Annotated in this window: 15 protein-coding genes; 1 reads left to right on the top strand and 14 read right to left on the bottom strand. The window is 66.4% G+C overall.

Annotated features, from left to right (window positions below):
• Window positions 1-173 precede the first annotated feature (173 nt).
• Window positions 174-1,532 carry a UDP-N-acetylglucosamine-peptide N-acetylglucosaminyltransferase gene (locus tag IY145_RS05480; protein WP_196407283.1) on the top strand — a complete coding sequence of 453 codons (1,359 nt, stop codon included), beginning with the start codon at window positions 174-176 and terminating at the stop codon, window positions 1,530-1,532.
• A 69-nt stretch (window positions 1,533-1,601) separates the two neighbouring features.
• On the opposite strand, the gene IY145_RS05475 is transcribed toward IY145_RS05480, so the two are convergent.
• The 14 genes from IY145_RS05475 to IY145_RS05410 form a co-directional block, all read right to left on the bottom strand.
• On the bottom strand, window positions 1,602-3,035 hold the full coding sequence (locus tag IY145_RS05475) for a homospermidine synthase (protein WP_196407282.1): 1,434 nt from the start codon (window positions 3,033-3,035) through the stop codon (window positions 1,602-1,604).
• Window positions 3,036-3,182: 147 nt separating this feature from the next.
• Window positions 3,183-3,998, bottom strand: a complete 816-nt coding sequence (gene murI, locus IY145_RS05470) for a glutamate racemase (RefSeq protein WP_196407281.1) — start codon at window positions 3,996-3,998, stop codon at window positions 3,183-3,185.
• Window positions 3,999-4,209: 211 nt separating this feature from the next.
• Window positions 4,210-5,109 carry a tRNA pseudouridine(55) synthase TruB gene (gene truB / locus IY145_RS05465; RefSeq protein WP_196407280.1) on the bottom strand — a complete coding sequence of 300 codons (900 nt, stop codon included), beginning with the start codon at window positions 5,107-5,109 and terminating at the stop codon, window positions 4,210-4,212.
• Entirely contained in the window at window positions 5,106-5,534 is a 429-nt protein-coding gene (rbfA, locus tag IY145_RS05460; protein WP_196407279.1) for a 30S ribosome-binding factor RbfA, read from the bottom strand. The genes truB and rbfA overlap by 4 nt, the downstream gene beginning before the upstream one ends.
• Before the next feature lie 119 nt (window positions 5,535-5,653).
• Window positions 5,654-8,368 (bottom strand): translation initiation factor IF-2, encoded by a 2,715-nt coding sequence (gene infB / locus IY145_RS05455; protein WP_196407278.1) that lies wholly within the window; start codon window positions 8,366-8,368, stop codon window positions 5,654-5,656.
• Window positions 8,361-9,077: an RNA-binding protein gene (locus IY145_RS05450; protein WP_196407277.1), complete on the bottom strand. Its 717-nt coding sequence runs from the start codon at window positions 9,075-9,077 to the stop codon at window positions 8,361-8,363. Before IY145_RS05450 ends, infB begins: the two co-directional genes overlap by 8 nt.
• Before the next feature lie 20 nt (window positions 9,078-9,097).
• On the bottom strand, window positions 9,098-10,753 hold the full coding sequence (nusA, locus tag IY145_RS05445; RefSeq protein ID WP_196407276.1) for a transcription termination factor NusA: 1,656 nt from the start codon (window positions 10,751-10,753) through the stop codon (window positions 9,098-9,100).
• A gap of 24 nt (window positions 10,754-10,777) precedes the next feature.
• The gene (rimP, locus tag IY145_RS05440; protein WP_196407275.1) at window positions 10,778-11,560 is read right to left on the bottom strand and encodes a ribosome maturation factor RimP; all 783 of its coding nucleotides are present in this window, start codon (window positions 11,558-11,560) and stop codon (window positions 10,778-10,780) included.
• A gap of 206 nt (window positions 11,561-11,766) precedes the next feature.
• Complete coding sequence (locus IY145_RS05435; RefSeq protein WP_196407274.1) at window positions 11,767-12,249, bottom strand: GNAT family N-acetyltransferase; 483 nt, start codon at window positions 12,247-12,249, stop codon at window positions 11,767-11,769.
• 42 nt (window positions 12,250-12,291) lie between these two features.
• Window positions 12,292-12,693, bottom strand: coding sequence for an 8-oxo-dGTP diphosphatase MutT (mutT, locus tag IY145_RS05430; protein WP_196407273.1), 402 nt, complete (start codon window positions 12,691-12,693; stop codon window positions 12,292-12,294).
• Window positions 12,694-12,704: 11 nt separating this feature from the next.
• On the bottom strand, window positions 12,705-13,217 hold the full coding sequence (locus IY145_RS05425) for a carboxypeptidase-like regulatory domain-containing protein (RefSeq protein ID WP_196407272.1): 513 nt from the start codon (window positions 13,215-13,217) through the stop codon (window positions 12,705-12,707).
• 94 nt (window positions 13,218-13,311) lie between these two features.
• The gene (locus IY145_RS05420; protein WP_196407271.1) at window positions 13,312-13,704 is read right to left on the bottom strand and encodes a hypothetical protein; all 393 of its coding nucleotides are present in this window, start codon (window positions 13,702-13,704) and stop codon (window positions 13,312-13,314) included.
• A 61-nt stretch (window positions 13,705-13,765) separates the two neighbouring features.
• Window positions 13,766-14,464: an HAD family phosphatase gene (locus IY145_RS05415; RefSeq protein ID WP_196407270.1), complete on the bottom strand. Its 699-nt coding sequence runs from the start codon at window positions 14,462-14,464 to the stop codon at window positions 13,766-13,768.
• Between the two features lie 114 nt (window positions 14,465-14,578).
• Window positions 14,579-17,056 carry a TonB-dependent receptor gene (locus IY145_RS05410; RefSeq protein ID WP_196407269.1) on the bottom strand — a complete coding sequence of 826 codons (2,478 nt, stop codon included), beginning with the start codon at window positions 17,054-17,056 and terminating at the stop codon, window positions 14,579-14,581.
• Window positions 17,057-17,082 lie beyond the last annotated feature (26 nt).

Below are 17,082 nucleotides of genomic sequence, written 5' to 3'. Positions count from 1 at the left end.
AGACGCGGGAACGGTCTTTCGTGAAATAGCAGCCGAGGGCCGCCATGCGGCCGCGCTTTTCCCCTGAGAGTGGGAAGAGATGGCGCATCGATTGCTTCCCTTCGAGTGTCTGATCCGGAAGGCGACATGCGCCCTCATGCCCAGGCGAAGGCACTTCGACCTGGGAGACGGCGATGCGATCGCCCGGACGCAGCCGCAGCATGTGCGAATGGGACGATTTCGCAGAGGATGCGAAAGCGCTCGACGATCTTCTCACGGCGGACGGCTCCGGCGCATTGTCGCCCTTTCTGCTCCTGTCGCAGCCCGGCGTCGGCGCGACGGATCAGCGGCGTTGCTCCGAGCTATGGACGCGCGATCGGCGCACCGCGGCGGCGGCGCAGCGGCATACGCTGGACTTTCGTTTCCGCGCCGCGGACGGACGAAAGATCAAGCTCGGCTATCTCTCCAATGATTTCCACGACCATGCGACAGCGCTGCTGCTGATCGAGACGCTCGAGGCGCATGATCGCGAGCGCTTCTGCGTGAATGCCTATTCCTATGGAGCCGATGACGGGAAGGCGATGCGCCACCGGCTCGTCGGCGCCTTCGACTCCTTCGTCGATATAAGGGCGCTCTCGGACGGCGACGCCGCGCGCGCGATCCATCGCGACGAGGTGGACATATTGATCGACCTCAAGGGCTTCACCGCCAATGCGCGCACCGGCATTCTCATGCTGCGCCCGGCGCCGGTGCAGGTGAATTATCTCGGCTATCCGGGCACGCTCGGCGCGGAGCTCTGCGATTACATCATCACCGACGATTATGTGACGCCATCCGCATCCGCCGCCGATTATTCGGAATCCTTCGCCTATATGCCGCACAGCTATCAGCCGCGCGGCCGCGCTGGGCCGATCGGGCCCAATCCCGGGCGCGCGTCCGTGGGGCTGCCGGAGCAGGGCGTCGTCTTCTGCTGCTTCAACCAGGCCTATAAATTCACGCCGGAGATGTTCGATGTCTGGTGCCGGCTGCTGGACGCCGCGCCCGGCAGCGTATTGTGGCTGCTCGCCGCGCCTATGGCGGAGGGCAATTTGCGCAATGAGGCGTGGAAGCGGGGCGTGAACGGCAACCGTCTCGTCTTTGCGCCGGATATGGCGCAGGGCGAGCATCTCGCGCGGCTTCAGCTCGCCGATCTCGTGCTCGATACGGCGCCCTACAACGCCCATACGACGGCGAGCGACGCGCTATGGGCGGGGGCGCCGATCGTGACCTGCAGCGGCTCGACCTTTCCGTCGCGTGTCGCGGGCAGCCTGCTGCGCGCGGTCGGAATGCCCGAGCTCATCACCGACGATCTCGGCGGCTATTTCGATCTCGCGAGCAGCCTCGCCGCCGATCCGCGACGGCTGGCGGCGACGAGGGCCAAGCTCGCCGGCAATCGCGCCGGGGCGGCGCTGTTCGACGTGGATGGCTACACGCGCGATCTCGAGGGGCTGTATCTCACCATGTGGCGCCGCCATGCCGTGGGACTGCCGCCGGCGGCCATTCTGGCGGCCTGAAGGCGGCCCGGCGAGGACGAGGCGGAGCGCTCCCTCCTCCCGCGGAGCGGAAGAAGGGAGCGGCGCTGGTTAGCGGACCAGTATATTCTTGAACTGCCAGGGATCCTCGAGGTCGATGTCCTCGGGGAAGAGGCCCGGACGGCCGTCGAGCGGCGTCCAATCCGTGTAGACGCCCTCCACCGGGCCGAGATAGGGCAGCTGCACATCCAGGCAGCGGCGGAAGTCCACCTCATCCGCCTCGACGATTCCGGCGGTCGGATTCTCCAGCGCCCACACCATGCCTGCCAGGGCCGCCGAGCTCACCTGCAGGCCGGTGGCGTTCTGATAGGGCGCGATCTCGCGCGTCTCCTCGATCGAGAGTCGCGAGCCGTACCAATAGGCGTTCTTGGCGTGGCCGTAGAGCAGCACGCCGAGCTCGTCTATGCCGTCGACGATCTCGTTCTCGTCCAGAATCTTCCAGCTCGCCTGCATCTTGCCGGCGCGGCCGAACAATTCATGCAGCGAGAGCACCGCGTCATCGGCCGGATGATAGGCGTAATGACAGGTCGGCCGGTAGAGAATAGCGCCCGAAGCGTCGCGCACCGTCAAAAAATCGGCGATGGAGATCGACTCGTTGTGGGTGACGAGGAAGCCATATTGCGGCCCCGGTGTCGGCGTCCAGGAGCGCACGCGCGTGTTGGCGCCCGGCGACTTCAGATAGATCGCCGCGCCGCAGCCGGAGGAGTGCGTTCCCGCGATCTCCGGCAGCCATTTCTCATGCGTGCCCCAGCCGAGCTCGGCTGGCTGCTGGCCCTCGGAGACGAAGCCCTCGACCGACCAGGTGTTGACGAAGACGTCGCGCGGCTTGGGGCTCTTGGCGCGCTGCGTGTCGCGCTCCGCGATGTGAATGCCCTTGACGCCGAGCTTTTGCGCCAGCGCGCCCCAGTCGGCGCGGGTCTTGGGCTCCTCGATCGAGAGGCCGGTGTCGGCGGCGATGTTCAGCAGCGCCTGCTTCACGAACCAGGACACCATGCCCGGATTGGCGCCGACGCAGGAGACGGCGGTCGGCCCGCCCGGATTGCGGCGACGCTCCTCGAGCACGGTCTCGCGTAGCGCATAATTGGTGCGCGCCTCATTGCCGAGCTTGGAGTCGAAGTAGAAGCCGGTCCAGGGCTCGACGACGGTGTCGACATAGAGGCAGCCCAGCTCGCGGGCGAGCTTCATAATGTCGAGAGAAGAGGTGTCGACCGAGAGATTGACGACGAAGCCCTGTCCCTCGCCCTTGGTGAGCAGGGGAGTCAGCACCTCGCGGTAATTATCCTTGGTGAGCGCGACCTTCTGGAACGCAATGCCGCGAATATCCAGCATTTCGCGATGCGTATCGACGGGGTCGATGACGGTGAAGCGGCTCTTGTCATAGTCGAAATGGCGTTCGATGAGCGGCAAGATGCCACGTCCGATGGAGCCGAAGCCGATCAGAACGATCGGGCCGGTAATCTTCGCATGGACGGGCCAGTCTGCCATTTCGCTCACCTCTTGGAGTTCGAGAATTTATTGTGCGGCGCGTTACAGCAAGTGCGGCCGACATAATCAAGGAAAAACGGGGGCGGGGCTGCAATCGGGTGGCTGGGCGCGCTCCTTCTGCCGCTCTGCGGGAGAAGGAACGCGCGATCATTCGGACAAATCGTCGAGAGAAAAACCCATTCGCGCCAACGCGGCGGCGAGCGCCGGCTCGGGCCGCGCGCCGCTCGTGAAGATCGCGCGGGGCGCCGGGGCCGCGGCCTCGCGATCCGGGCCGAAGCGCTCCGCCAGCAGGCGATCCGCCTGGCGGGCGATGGCCGGGGCGGGGTCGATCCATTCGACCGGCCAGGGCGACAGGCGCCGGAAAAAATCGAGAAGCAGCGGATAATGCGTGCAGGCGAGAGCGACGACGTCCGTGCGCGCCTCGTCGCGCGTGACGAAGCAGGGCGCGATCTCGCGGGCGATTTCCGCCTCCGACACAGCGGCGCCGCGCATAAAATCTTCCGCGAGGGGGGCGAGGCGCGTCGAGCCGACCAAAGTCACCGCGCAATCGCCGGCGAAACTGTCGATGAGGCTGCGCGTGTAATCGCGCGCCACAGTGCCCGGCGTCGCCAGCACCGAGACGAGACGCGAGCGCGAACGCTCGGCGGCGGGCTTGATGGCCGGCACAGTGCCGACGAAGGGAAGCTGTGGCCAGCGCGCGCGCAGATGCGGCAGAGCGAGGGTCGAGGCCGTGTTGCAGGCGACGACGACGAGATCGGGGGAGAGTTCGCCGACGAGCGTCTCCATCACCTCCATCACGCGGGCGACGACCGCCTTTTCGGAGAGCGGGCCATAGGGGAAGCCGGCGTCGTCGGCGCAATAGAGCAGGGCCGCGTGCGGGCGCAGCTTCGCCGCCTCGGTGAAGACGGTGAGGCCGCCGAGCCCCGAATCGAAGACGAGGATTTTGGGGATGGGAGGCGTCATGGGGCGGTGGGCAGTCTGCGAGATTCGGCGTGTGACATGCCCCCTCCCCATCCCTCCCCCACGGCGCGGGAGAGGGGGCGCCAGCGATCGGCGCAGCGCGATGTCTCGATGAAGCCCCGAATCCGCCCCCTCTCCCGCAAAGCGGGGGAGGGAGGGGGAGGGGGCCTCTCCACGAATTGAAACCCGTTCGCCCGCGAAGATCAACCTCGCGTCAAAACGGCAGGTTGAACACGCGCGAGGGCTCCAGCGCGCCTTCCACCACAGGGCCGAAGGCGACGGGCACGCCGCCGCAGGCCGCATAGACGATGCCGCCGGCCGGCGCATCGCGGCCGCGCAGGATCAGCGTGCCGCCGCGGCGAAGCCGCGCCGCCGAATCGCGATCGACGACGACGCAAGGCAGCTCCGTGAGGCCGGCCTCGACCGAAAGCAGAGCATTGGCCGCCTCGCCGCCCTCGATCTCGTCGAGGGTGAAGCTGTCCTCCTCGAGGAAGGGACCGACGCGCGTGCGGCGCAGCGCGGTCACATGGCCGAAACAGCCGATGAGCCGGCCGAGGTCGCGCGCGATGGAGCGCACATAGGCGCCCTTGCCGCATTCCATCACCAGCCTCGTCTCGTCCTCCGTCGCGTCGATGATCGAGAGGCGGTGGATGGTGACCGGGCGCGGCTTCAGCTCCACAGTCTCGCCCTCGCGCGCGAGATCATAGGCGCGCTCGCCGGCGATCTTGATCGCGGAATATTGCGGCGGCACCTGCATGATGTCGCCGAGAAAGCGCGGTAGCAACGCCTCGATCTGGGCGATGGTCGGCCGTTCGACGCTCTCGCGCACAGCCTTGCCGTCGGCGTCGTCGGTGTCGGTCTCGACGCCCCAGCGCACGGTGAATGAATAGGCTTTTTCGCCGTCCTGCACGAAGGGCACGGTCTTGGTCGCCTCGCCGAAAGCGACCGGCAATATGCCGGAGGCGAGCGGGTCCAGCGTGCCGGCGTGGCCGGCCTTCTTGCCATTATAGATGCGCTTGAGGCGCGAGACCGCGTGAGTCGAGGTCATGCCGACGGGCTTGTCGAGCACGACCCAGCCGTCGACGACGGCGCGGGTCGATTTTCTTCCGTTCATTGCTGGGCGCCGTTCTCTTCGTCGGGGTGGGGCTGCTCGAGATCGCGGCGCACGCGGTCGGAGTTCAGCAGCGCGTCGATGCGCGCGACATTGTCGAAACTGTCGTCGATGCGGAAACGCACCTCGGGCGCGAATTTGAGATTGACGCTATGGGCGATCTCGCCGCGCAGGAATTTCTTGTGCCGATCGAAGGCGCGCAGCACCTCGGCCTCGTCCTTGCCGCCGAGCGGCATGACGAAGACGGTGGCGAGCTTCAAATCAGGGCTCATCGCCACGCGCGAGACGGTGACGACATGCTGCTCGAGCACGGGGTCGACGATCTCGTTGCGCGCGAGCATCTGGGCGATCTGATGGCGGATGAGCTCGGCGACGCGCAGCATGCGTTGCGACGGCTCAGCCCCATGGGCGTGATGGGTTCTGGACATGAATATTCGCGCTGCTCGCGCGCTCCCGACGTTGCGCGGCCGTCACTCGCCAATGCGGTCGAGGACGGCGGCGCGCCGAAGGCCTGATGAAAGTTCGGTGGAGATCGTCGCGGCGCGCGTCACAGCGTCCGCTTGATCTCCTCGACGCGATAGCATTCGATGACGTCGCCGGCGCGCATGTCCTGATAATTCTCGAAAGCCATGCCGCATTCCTGTCCGGCCTGCACTTCCTTGACCTCGTCCTTGAAGCGCTTGAGCGTCGACAGCTTGCCCTCGTGGACGACGACATTGTCGCGGATGAGACGCACATTGGCGCCGCGCTCCACCGAGCCGTCGGTCACGCGGCAACCCGCCACCTTGCCGACCTTGGAAATGTCGAACACCTCGAGAATCTGCGCATTGCCGAGCATGGTCTCGCGCAGCGTCGGCGCCAGAAGGCCGGACATCGCCGCCTTCACATCATCCACGAGATTGTAGATGATGTTGTAGTAGCGGATTTCAATGCCGCCGCGCTCGGCCGCTTCGCGCGCTTCCTTATGGGCGCGCACGTTGAAGCCGATGACGACCGCATTCGACGCTTCGGCGAGCGCTATGTCGGATTCGGAAATGCCGCCGACGCCCGCATGGACGATGCGCGCGCCGACCTCGTCGGTGCCGAGCTTGTCGAGCGCCGCGACGATCGCCTCCACGGAGCCCTGCACATCGCCCTTGATGACGAGCTGGAACTCCTTGCGGCCGGCGGTCTTCAGCTGGCTCATCATATCGGTGAGCGAGGTGCGGGCGCCGCCGCCGCGTGCGGCGAGCTTCTCGCGCCGCTGACGCTCACGATATTCGGTGATCTCTCGCGCGCGGGCTTCCGTCTCCACCACGGCGACGCGGTCGCCGGCTTCCGGCGTGCCGGAGAAGCCGAGGATCTCGACCGGGAAGGACGGGCCGGCGGTCTGCACCACGACGCCCTTGTCGTCGAGCAGCGCGCGCACGCGGCCCCATTGCGAGCCGGCGACGATAATGTCGCCGATATGCAGCGTGCCGCGCTGCACCAGCACTGTGGCGACCGGGCCGCGGCCCTTGTCGAGCCGCGCCTCGATCACAGTGCCTTCGGCCGAGCGTTCCGGATTGGCTTTGAGGTCGAGCACTTCCGACTGAAGGGTGATGGCGTCGAGCAGCTTGTCGAGATTGAGCCTCTCCTTGGCGGAGACCTCCACTTCGAGCGTGTCGCCGCCGAAGGTCTCGGTCTGCACCTCATGCTGCAGCAGCTCGGTGCGAACGCGCTCGGGCTTGGCGTCGGGCTTGTCGATCTTGTTGATCGCGACGATGAGCGGAACCTCCGCCGCCTTGGCGTGATGGATCGCCTCGATCGTCTGCGGCATGACGCCGTCATCCGCCGCGACGACAAGGATCACGATGTCGGTGACCTTGGCGCCGCGCGCGCGCATGGCGGTGAAGGCCGCGTGGCCGGGCGTGTCGATGAAGGTGATCGGCGCGCCATTGGGCGCCTTCACCTGATAGGCGCCGATATGCTGCGTGATGCCGCCCGCCTCGCCGGCCACCACATTGGCGTGGCGGATCGCGTCGAGCAGCGAGGTCTTGCCGTGATCGACGTGGCCCATGATGGTGACGACCGGCGGACGCGACGCGAGCTCGCCCTCGGCGTCCGGCTCGTCGAACAGGCCTTCCTCGACATCCGACTCGGCGACGCGCTTGACCGCGTGGCCGAGCTCCTCGGCGACGAGCTGCGCCGTGTCGGCGTCGATGACGTCGGTGATCTTGTGCAGCGCGCCCTGCTTCATCAGCAGGCGAATCACGTCGACGCCACGCTCCGACATGCGGTTGGCGAGCTCCTGGATGGTGATCGTCTCCGGGAGGATGACCTCGCGGGTGATCTTCTCCTTCTGCTCGGCCTGGCCGAAGGATTTGAGGCGCTGCGTGCGGCGGCGGAAGGCGGCGACGGAGCGCGTGCGCTCTTCTTGCTCGGACGTCGCGGTGGAGACGGTGAGGCGGCCGCGATCTTTCTGCGCGCCGCCGCGCGAGGGCGTCGGGCGGGGCGGCTGCGGCGGCGCCTTGACGGCGATGACGCCGGCGGGGCGACGCACGACGCGCTTCTCGGCGTCTTCCGTCGTGGTCGTGGCGGCGGCGCGGGGCTGCTCCACCCCGGCGACGGGGGCGGGACGCGGCTGCGCCGAACGCTGGACGATCGGAGCCGCGGCGTGCGGCTCGGGAGCGCCGCCTCCGGCGAGACGACGGCGCGCCTCTTCTTCGGAGCGGCGCTTCGACTCGGCGTCGCGGGCGAGGCGCTCTTCTTCCTCGCGCTTGCGGGCTTCGGCGGCCGCGCGTTCCTCGCGCTCGCGCTCATCGCGCTCGGCTCTCGCCTTGGCTTCCGCCACCGCGCGGCGACGATCTTCCTCTTCGCGCGTGCGAGCGTCGACCAGAGCGCGGGCGCGGGCCTCGCGCTCATCGTCGGTCAGCGCGCGCAGCACGACGCCGGCGCCGCGCTTGGGCTGCGGCGCGCGCGGGGTCTCGGCCCTCGGCGGCGGCGGCGCAGGCGGCGCGGCGACAGGCGCGGTCGGCGCGGGCGTCGGGGCCGAAGGCGCAGCCGACGCAGATGCCGATGCCGGGGGCGGGGCCACAGGCGCCGGAGCCGCGGGCTTGGTCTCCACAGTGCCCGGGGCGCGGCGCTTCACCTTCTCGACCACGACGACCTTGGAGCGGCCGTGGGAGAAGCTCTGGCGCACCATTCCGCCATGCTCGGTCGGACGCTGCTTCAGATGCAACGTCTTCGACGGCGTGACGGTCAGCGTCTTGTCGCCGCTGTTCTCGGTCTCGGTCTCACTCATCCAGTTTCCGATCCTCGGGCTGCGCCTGTTCTATTCGGTCGGTCAGCGGGCCGACATCCTCGGTCCGCTCGCTGTCATGGTCTTGCGCGTCGCCGGATGCGCTCTCGCCTCTATAGGCGGCGAGGCGGCGGCAGCGCGCCAAAAAGGCCTGCGTCGGTCCGCCCGGCGCGAGGGCTGCATGTATCACATTTGTGCGGCCCAAAGCCAAATCCAATTGAAGAGAATCGAACAGAGAGATCGCCTCTCTCGCCGTCTCTCCGCGCCCGCGCGCCGCCGCCGCGCGCCGCGCCGCCTGGGCGAGCTTGCGCCGTCCCTCCGTCGAGCCGTCCCGCGCCTCCAGCAGAGCGGCGACGGAGCCCTTCTCCAACGCCTCGCAGACCTTGCCGAAGCCGGCCACGACCGCGCCGGCCTTATTGGCCATGGCGAGCGATTGCAGGCAGTCGGCCTCCAGCAGCCGGTCGACATCGGCCGGAAGCGAAGGGGAGGTCGAGACCTTGGCCTTCAATTGGCGGGCGAACGCCTGTTTCTTCACCGCTTCGGCCACCACCTCGGCGCGCGCCGTCACCCAGGCGCCGCGGCCCGGCAGGCGCGACCTTATGTCCGGCGTGAGGACGCCGTCCGGCGCACGCACGAAACGGATCATCCCCTCCGGCGCCTCGCGCCGGCGGGTGACGATGCAGGTCCGTTCGCTCGCCTCGGCATCTCTCATATTTTCGCCGTCCCGTTTCGTCACTGCGTCTCTGTCTGCTGCGTCTCTGTCTGCACGGTCTCTGTCTGCAAGGTCTCGCTCTGCTCCGTGGCCTCGGCCTCGGCGGCTTCCTCTTCCGCCTCGGGCTCCGGCGCCTCGATCCAGCCGGCGCGCACGCGGGCGTCCATGATCAGCGCCTCCGCCTCTTCGCGGGAGATATCGATCCCATCCAGGAAGCCGGTCTGCTTGACCGTCTCGCCGTCCTTCTTCTCCGACCAGCCGACGAGATCGTCCGGCACGCAGCCGGCGAGATCCTCGATCGACTTCACGTCATTCTCGCCGAGCTTGACCAGCATCGCCGTGGTGACGCCGTCGAGCTCCTTCAGCTCGTCGAGCACGCCGAGCTCGACGCGACGCGCCTCGTTCTCCGCCTCGACTCTTTCCAGATAGTTGCGGGCGCGATTTTGAATCTCGGCCGCCGTATCCTCGTCGAAGCCCTCGATCGTCGCGAGCTCGCCGAGATCAACGAAGGCCAGCTCCTCGACCGATTGGAAACCTTCCGAGGCGAGCAGCCTGCCGACGACCTCGTCGACGTCGATGGCGTTCATGAACACTTTGGTGCGCTCGACGAACTCTCTCTGGCGGCGCTCGGATTCCTCGGCCTCGGTCAGAATGTCGATGTCCCAGCCGGTGAGCTGCGAGGCGAGCCGCACATTCTGGCCGCGTCGGCCGATGGCGAGCGACAGCTGATCGTCCGGCACCACCACCTCGATGCGCGCGGTGTCCTCGTCGAGCACGACCTTCACGACTTCGGCCGGCTGTAGCGCATTGACGATGAAGGTCGCCGCGTCCGCCGACCAGGGGATGATGTCGATGCGCTCGCCCTGCAATTCGCCGACGACGGCCTGCACGCGCGAGCCGCGCATGCCGACGCAGGCGCCGACCGGATCGATGGAGGAATCGCGCGAGACCACGGCGATCTTGGCGCGCGAGCCCGGATCGCGGGCCACCGATTTCACCTCGATGACGCCGTCATAGATTTCCGGCACTTCCTGGCGGAACAGCTTCGCCATGAATTGCGGATGCGTGCGCGACAGGAAAATCTGCGGCCCGCGCTGCTCGCGGCGCACGTCATAGACATAGGCGCGCACGCGGTCGCCGGGGCGGAAGGTCTCGCGCGGGATCATCTCGTCGCGGCGGATGATCGCCTCGCCGCGGCCGAGATCGATGATGACATTGCCATATTCGACACGCTTCACCACGCCGTTGACGATCTCGCCGATGCGGTCCTTGAACTCTTCATATTGACGGTCGCGCTCGGCCTCGCGCACCTTCTGCACGATGATCTGCTTGGCCGATTGCGCGGCGATGCGGCCGAAGTCGAAGGGCGGCAGCGTCTCGGAGATCCAGTCGCCGACCTGCGCCGCCGGATTGCGCTTGCGCGCATCCTCGATGGAAATCTGCGTCGCGTCATTGTCGATGAGATCGACGACGAGCAGCAGGCGCGAGAAGCGCACTTCGCCGCTCTTCGGATTGATCTCGGCGCGGACCTCGGTCTCCTGCCCATAGCGCGAGCGCGCGGCCTTTTGCAGCGCGTCCTCCATGGAGGCGATGACGATCGAGCGGTCGATCGATTTCTCGCGCGCGACCGCATCGGCGATCTGCAGGATTTCCAACCTGTTGGCGCTGACGGCCATATCTTGCTCCCAAAAACGTCGGCCCTACGCGTCTCCGCGACGGCCGGGTCCGCTGCCTTTTTTCTTGAATCCCGTCTGCACGCCGGCCGGAACCAGCGGCTTCGCCTTATTACCTCTCGCCGCGGCGAAACGGCCGGGCCCACGGCGGGGCCTCTCCTCTTCCTGCGGCGCGGGCGCTTCCTCGCTCGCGCTCTCGTCTTCGATCGGCGCTTTGCTGGCGCGCAGCGCCTCGCGGATCAGCGCGTCGGTCAGCATCAGCTTGGCCTCGTCGAGGTCGCGCAGAGGCATTTGCACGATTTTTTCTTCGTCCGGCGGCGCGTCATTGCGCTCGAGCGTCACCACGGCGTCGCGGCCTTCGCCCTCGACAGTGACGATATTGCCTCGAAAACGCTTGCGGCCAGAGGCGAGCGGCTGCATCAGCTCGATCTTCGCCTCATGGCCGATCGCGCGCCGAAAATCCGAGACTCTGACCAGCGGACGATCGATGCCGGGCGAGGAGATCTCCAGCCGATAGGCGTCGGAGATCACGTCCTCGACGTCGAGCTCGGGCGAGAGCGCCTGGCTCGCGGCCTCGCAATCCTCGATCGTCATCGTTCCGTCGGGGCGTTCGGCCATGATCTGCAGCGTCATGCCGCTCTGCGCGAAAATGCGCGCGCGCACGAGCCGGAAGCCGATCTGCGCCAGCACGGGCTCGGCTATATGGGCGATGCGCGCCGCGACGCCCGTCTCGCCGCAAAGGCGCGGCTCATCGAGAGGGGAGGGCGCCTCCACGGCGCCGGCGGCGGGCGTTTCTGCCAAGCGGCTCATCCTGATTTGCGAGGGTCACTGGCCGGTGCAAACAAAAAAGAGCGGGTCCCGGCCGGGCCCCACTCTCAAGCAGCGATCATCCGAGAATGATCGTTATGAGATAGAACGAGCGGCTTATACACCCGCTGCGGGGTGGAGGCAAGGGAAAGACGAGCGGCCGGCCGCGACGCAGTTTTCGAAAGATCGCGCGTCGAACGTCGAGCGACTCAGAGCGTCCGGAACATTACCAGAGCGTCGACATAGCCGCGCGTCGGATGGCGGAATGCGCCCGGCAATCGTCCCACGATCTCGAAGCCGAGCGAGAGCCACAAATGGATCGCGGGCTCGTTGACACCGACCACGAAATTGAATTGCATCGCGCGATAGCCGCGGGCGTGGGCCTGATCGAGCGAATGCGCGCACATGCGCCGCGCGATGCCCTGTCCCCTGCCGCGCAGGCTCGTCATATAGCCGCAGTTGCAGACATGGCGTCCGCCGCCCGGCTGATTGGGACGTAGGTAATATGTGCCGAGGACATCGTCGTCCTCGACTGCGACGAAGGTCTCCTTATCCGCGCCCAGCCAATAAGCGAGAGCGTCCGCTTCGGTCATGTCCCGATCGAGGGCGTAAGTTTCGCCGGCGCGCAGGATGGGCTCGACGATCGACCATATGGCCGCGGCGTCTTCCGGCAGGGCGGGGCGGATCAGCATGGCGGACCTCTCGCAGAAGCGCTGTGGCGGATCGTCGAGCGCTCAGCCGAGCAGCGCGACGAGCGGGGCGATGAGCGGCGCGTCGGCGGGCGGCATTTGCTCTGCGTCCAGCGCGCTCGGCCGCCTCCAGGCCAGCGTCTGGCCCTCCCGCGCGCGCGGCTCGCCACGCCAGCTCCGGCAGAGATAGAGCGGCATCAACAGATGAAACGCCTCATAGGCGTGGCTGGCGAAAGTCAGCGGCGCGAGATCGGCCGTCTCCACCTCTATGCCCAGCTCCTCGGCGAGCTCGCGCACGAGCGCCTGCTCCGGCCACTCGCCGGGGTCGAGCTTGCCGCCGGGAAACTCCCACAGGCCGGCGAGCTGCTTGCCGGGCGGGCGCTGCGCGATCAGCACGCGGCCCTCCGTATCGACGAGCGCGGCGGCGACCACGAGAAGCAAGGACACGCGCGTTTCCTTCAATTGCCGGAGAGCACGACATCGATCGGGTCGGTCTCCTTGCCGGTGACGATGATCTCGTCGTACATCGCGCCGCCCTCGCTCAGCAAGCCGCCCTTCGGAACCCAGGTGAGCTGCGTCGTCACGAAATAGCGGCCCGGCGCGACCTTGTCGAAAGTGAAGCGGCCGGTCGCGCCCGCCTTGGTCGTGCGCGTATGGGCCGCGTAGTCGGCCTCCTGCGTCGGCGTCGGCATGAGCAAGGCCGGGATGAATTTGCGCTTGCCATAATATTGCGAGAAGCGCGCCTGCGCATAGGCCGTCGCGGGAATGAGCCGCACGACCTCGCCGGCGGCGTAGCGCACATTCATTTTGCCCTGCTGATCGCGCAGAAAGGCCTGGCCCTCGATCGTCGCCTTGCCCTCCAGCTTGATGAAGGCGGCCTCCGCCGGATCGAAGCGCATTTCCGGCGCGGCGCTGTTGCAGGCGGAGAGGGCGAGCGGCGCCAGAGCGGCGCAGGCGGCGAGAAAACGCATGAAACGGCCTCGGGAACGCGAGATGCGCGGCCAATTTCGCCGCTCCGCCGACCAAAGGCAAGGCTCGAGCTCGTTTTCGAGGCTCGAGCTCGCGTCAAGGTTTCTTCTCCGGGGGCGACAGAAAGGCGGCGGCGCAGCTCAGCCCATTGCGCCAATCGACGACATTCAGGCGCTTGTCGTAGCAATTGCGCTTGGTGATCGCCTCCTCGCAATCGGCGCCGCCCATGAATTGATAGGTGACGCAGGCGCCGACGGCGGGCGGCTCGTTCTTGTCTTTGGCGGCGGCCGCTTTTTTCTCGGCGCCTTTCTTTTTCGCGCCTTTCTTTTTCGCAGCTTTTTTCGCGCCGCCTCCGGGCGCGCTCTTCTCCACGACGACGCCCGAGATGGCCGCGAATTCGCGCGCCTCCTCATAGGCGCCGGCGCAGGCCGAGAGCGAGAGGGAAAGCGCAAATAGAATAGCCGCGAAAAGCGGACGGCGCGGGCTCATCGTCGTCTCCGTCGCGCAATGGTCGAATCGTCTCTCAGACTAGAAACCGAAGCGAGTTTCGTCAGCGCGCAAAGGCCCCTAAGGGCCGATGCGCGGCGGCGTGCGCGCGCAGCATGTCGAGCACGTCGCGCAGGCTCGCGACGACCGCGAGGCAGAGCGCGCGCTCCTCCGGGGAGGGCTGCAAAATATCCGGCGCGAGGATCGTCATCGCGCCGGAGGCGGCGGCCGAGCGCAGGCCCGTGGGCGAATCCTCGAGCGCGAGGCAGCGCGGCGGCTCCTTGTCGAGCGCGCGCGCGGCGCGGAGATAAGATTCCGGATGCGGCTTGCCCCGCGCGACATCGTCGCGAGTCACCAGCGCGGAGAAATGCGAGAGCAGGCCGCAACGGCTCAGATGATGCTCCGCCGTCGGCCGCCGCGAGGAGGTGGCGATGGCGAGCGGAATATTCATGGCGGTGAGATAATCGACGAGCTCGCGCGCCCCGTCCTTGAGCGGCACGCCGGCGCGCGAGGCGCGGGCGACGAAGCCGCCGCAGGCTTCGATGCAGGCGTCGAGCGGAAAATCGGCGCCGAAGCGCTCGAGCATCATCGTCTCGCAATCCTGCATGGGCTTGCCGATCATGCGATGGCAGAAGTCTTCGGTGATCTCGGCGCCGACGGCGCGTCCGGCCGCGATCCAGGCGTCGACATAGAGCCGCTCCGTGTCGAGGAGCGTGCCGTCCATATCGAAGAGGACCGCTTCTACAGGATGGGGGAAAACCATTCGTCCGCTTCCTCGCCGCCGCCGAGCCGAGGCGAGTAGAAGCCGATTCTCGAAACGTTGCGATGACGAATTGGTCACAAGGCCGTGTAAGCGCGCGAATTGTCGCCCTTCACGTCAATAGAGCTTCACCAGCAGCGTCCCTCCCACAGAGCGTGGAAAATCCTGAAACTGGATTGTCGTCGCCGTCGTCGAGCTGCCGGGCGACCAAGCGGTGATGTAGCGCTGGTCGAAGACGTTCTTGGCCCAGATCGAGAGACTGTAGCGCTCGTCGTCCGTGCGCAGGCCGAGACCGGCGTTCACGATCGAATAAGCGGGCTGCCAATATTGCAGAACGGACCAGGGATTGGTGAGCTGCGTGCGATCCTGCCAGGCGACATTGACATAGCCGAAAGCGGTGACGGGCCGATCCCAGAACGGACCGAGATCGCGAAACACCGGCCCCAGCGGATGGTCGTAGGTCGCGCCGAAATTGACCGCCCATTTGGGAAGATTCTCCCAGCGCGAATTCGAGCGCGAGAGCGTCAGTGGCGCCTTGAGAAATCCGGCGGGCGCCGAAGAGGGAGTGGACCAGATCCAATCCGCCGGCGGAGCGGCGTTGTCGTAGCTGATGTAGCGCGCCTCCGTATAGGCGCCGTTGAACGACAGCCAGAGGCGCTCGATCGGCGAAAATCTCCCGGTGAATTCCACGCCCCGCAGCCGCACATGCGGAACCGAGCCGAGATAGGTCTGGCGTATCGGCTGGCCGGTCGCATCCAGATAGCTCGTGTCGACCATATTGGCCTGGAAGTCGAATATGTCGGTCCAATAGAGATTGACATTGGCGATGAGGTTTCCGTCGAGCCAATTCGTCTTCGCGCCGAGCTCATAGTCCCAGCTCGTCTCCGCCCTGGTGAACAGCGGCTGGAAGCCCTTGAACGTCGTTCCAGACCAGATCGGCTGGGCGCGGTCGTTGACCGCCGCGGCCTTCTCGCCGCGGCCGAGGAGACCGTAGAGCAGAATGTTCTCGCTGTATTTGTAGGAGGGATTGAACGAGCCGGTCAGCATGTTGCGCGTGCTGGTCGCGCTGCCCGTGTCCCAGAAGCCGACGCCGCCCCCTCCGCGGATCGCATTATAGACTTGAATGGGCGAGAATATCTGGCTCCACGCCTTGTCCCAGCCGAACACCGAGCCTTCCTTGATCTCGTAGCTGTCGCGCAAGCCGAAGGTCAGCGTCCATCGCTCGTCGAGATGATAGGCCCCCTGGCCGAAGCCGCCGATATGGAAGGTTCGCGACTTGCCGTCGGTGCGCTGTTGAAAGCCGTTGAGGAGGGCGGGATCGGTGGTCGGCGTTCCGAACCATTGCGCGGCGTTGCCGCCGAAATCGGTATGCGAATACGACCGGGTCTTCTCGTAGAGCGAATAGAGCCCGGCCTGCCATTCGAGCCTCTGGTCGCGCGGCGACGCGAGCCGCAGCTCTTGCGAATACTGATCGACATAGACGTCGGCGTCGCCGCCGACATTGGTGATCTCGGTCTCCTGAATGCCGAGCGCATTGTGCGTATGCAGCGTGAACTCGCCCCAGGCCGAGATGGAGGTGAGCGTATAGGCGTCGATCTGCCAATTCGCTTCGTTGGAGAGGGTGGTCGTCCGCGTGTTCCAGGGGCCGTTGCGCGTGTTGAGCGGCTGGTAGGCGTCGAAGGAGAGGACATTTCGTCCCAGTCGGTTACGGAACGTCTGCGCATAGGTCGCGCCGAGCGTTCCATTGGCGAAGATCGGAACCGAATCGCCGATCTGCCCCGTGTGATTGTTGGATGCGATATATTCCTGGGAACTCGTGCGATAGAAGATCAGGCGGTCGGTGACGCTGTCGCCGACATAGAGCAACTGCCCGCGCGCGCCCCAGCGATCATTGTTCAGATAGCCGGTTCCGGTGACCTGATCGTGAATCCAGCCCGAGCCCTTGTCGAGATAGAGAGCCAGGCGATAGGCGAGCCTGTCGTCGATGATGGGTCCGGTGACGTTCAACTTCTCGACGATGTGGCTGTAATTGGCGAAGGAGGTCTCGAGCGTCGCCTTGCGGTCGAAGGACGGAAGTTGCGTGCGAAGGACGATATTGCCGACCGTCGTGTTCTTGCCGAGCGCCGTCCCTTGTGGTCCGAGCCCGACCTCGAAGGAGTCGAGATCGATGAAGTCGCCCCATTGGAAGCCGACATGTTTCCAGAAGACATTGTCGACGATGAAGCCCGTGTCCAATTCGGACGAGTCGCCATTGCCGGCGCCGCGGCCGACACCGCGGATCGCCGGCGTCGACGTGCGTGCTGTCGCGATGTTGGGTCGGTAATTGGGAACCAGTTGCGAGAGGTCGGAGAGACGCTCCAAATGCTCCTCTTCGGCCTTTTGCCCGTCGACGATCGCCGCCGAGCGCGGCGTGCTCAGCAGGACTTTTTCCTCCTGCCGCGTCAGCCCCGATGTTCGCGCGCCGACGACCACGTCGTCGATCCTGGCGTCTTCGGCGAAAGCGAGTTTCGAGGAAAAGCCGGCGGCTGCCGTGAGGGCGAGCGGCGCAACGGCGGAAAAGAATGCGCATGCGAGTTTCTCGACAGCACGACTCATGAGACGCATGCTCCTCAAAACAATAA

It is taken from the genome of Methylosinus sp. H3A (genome assembly GCF_015709455.1).
Lineage (GTDB): Bacteria > Pseudomonadota > Alphaproteobacteria > Rhizobiales > Beijerinckiaceae > Methylosinus.
The sequence above is the reverse complement of the archived record's forward strand: the minus strand, read 5'-3'. Positions and strand labels throughout refer to the sequence as shown.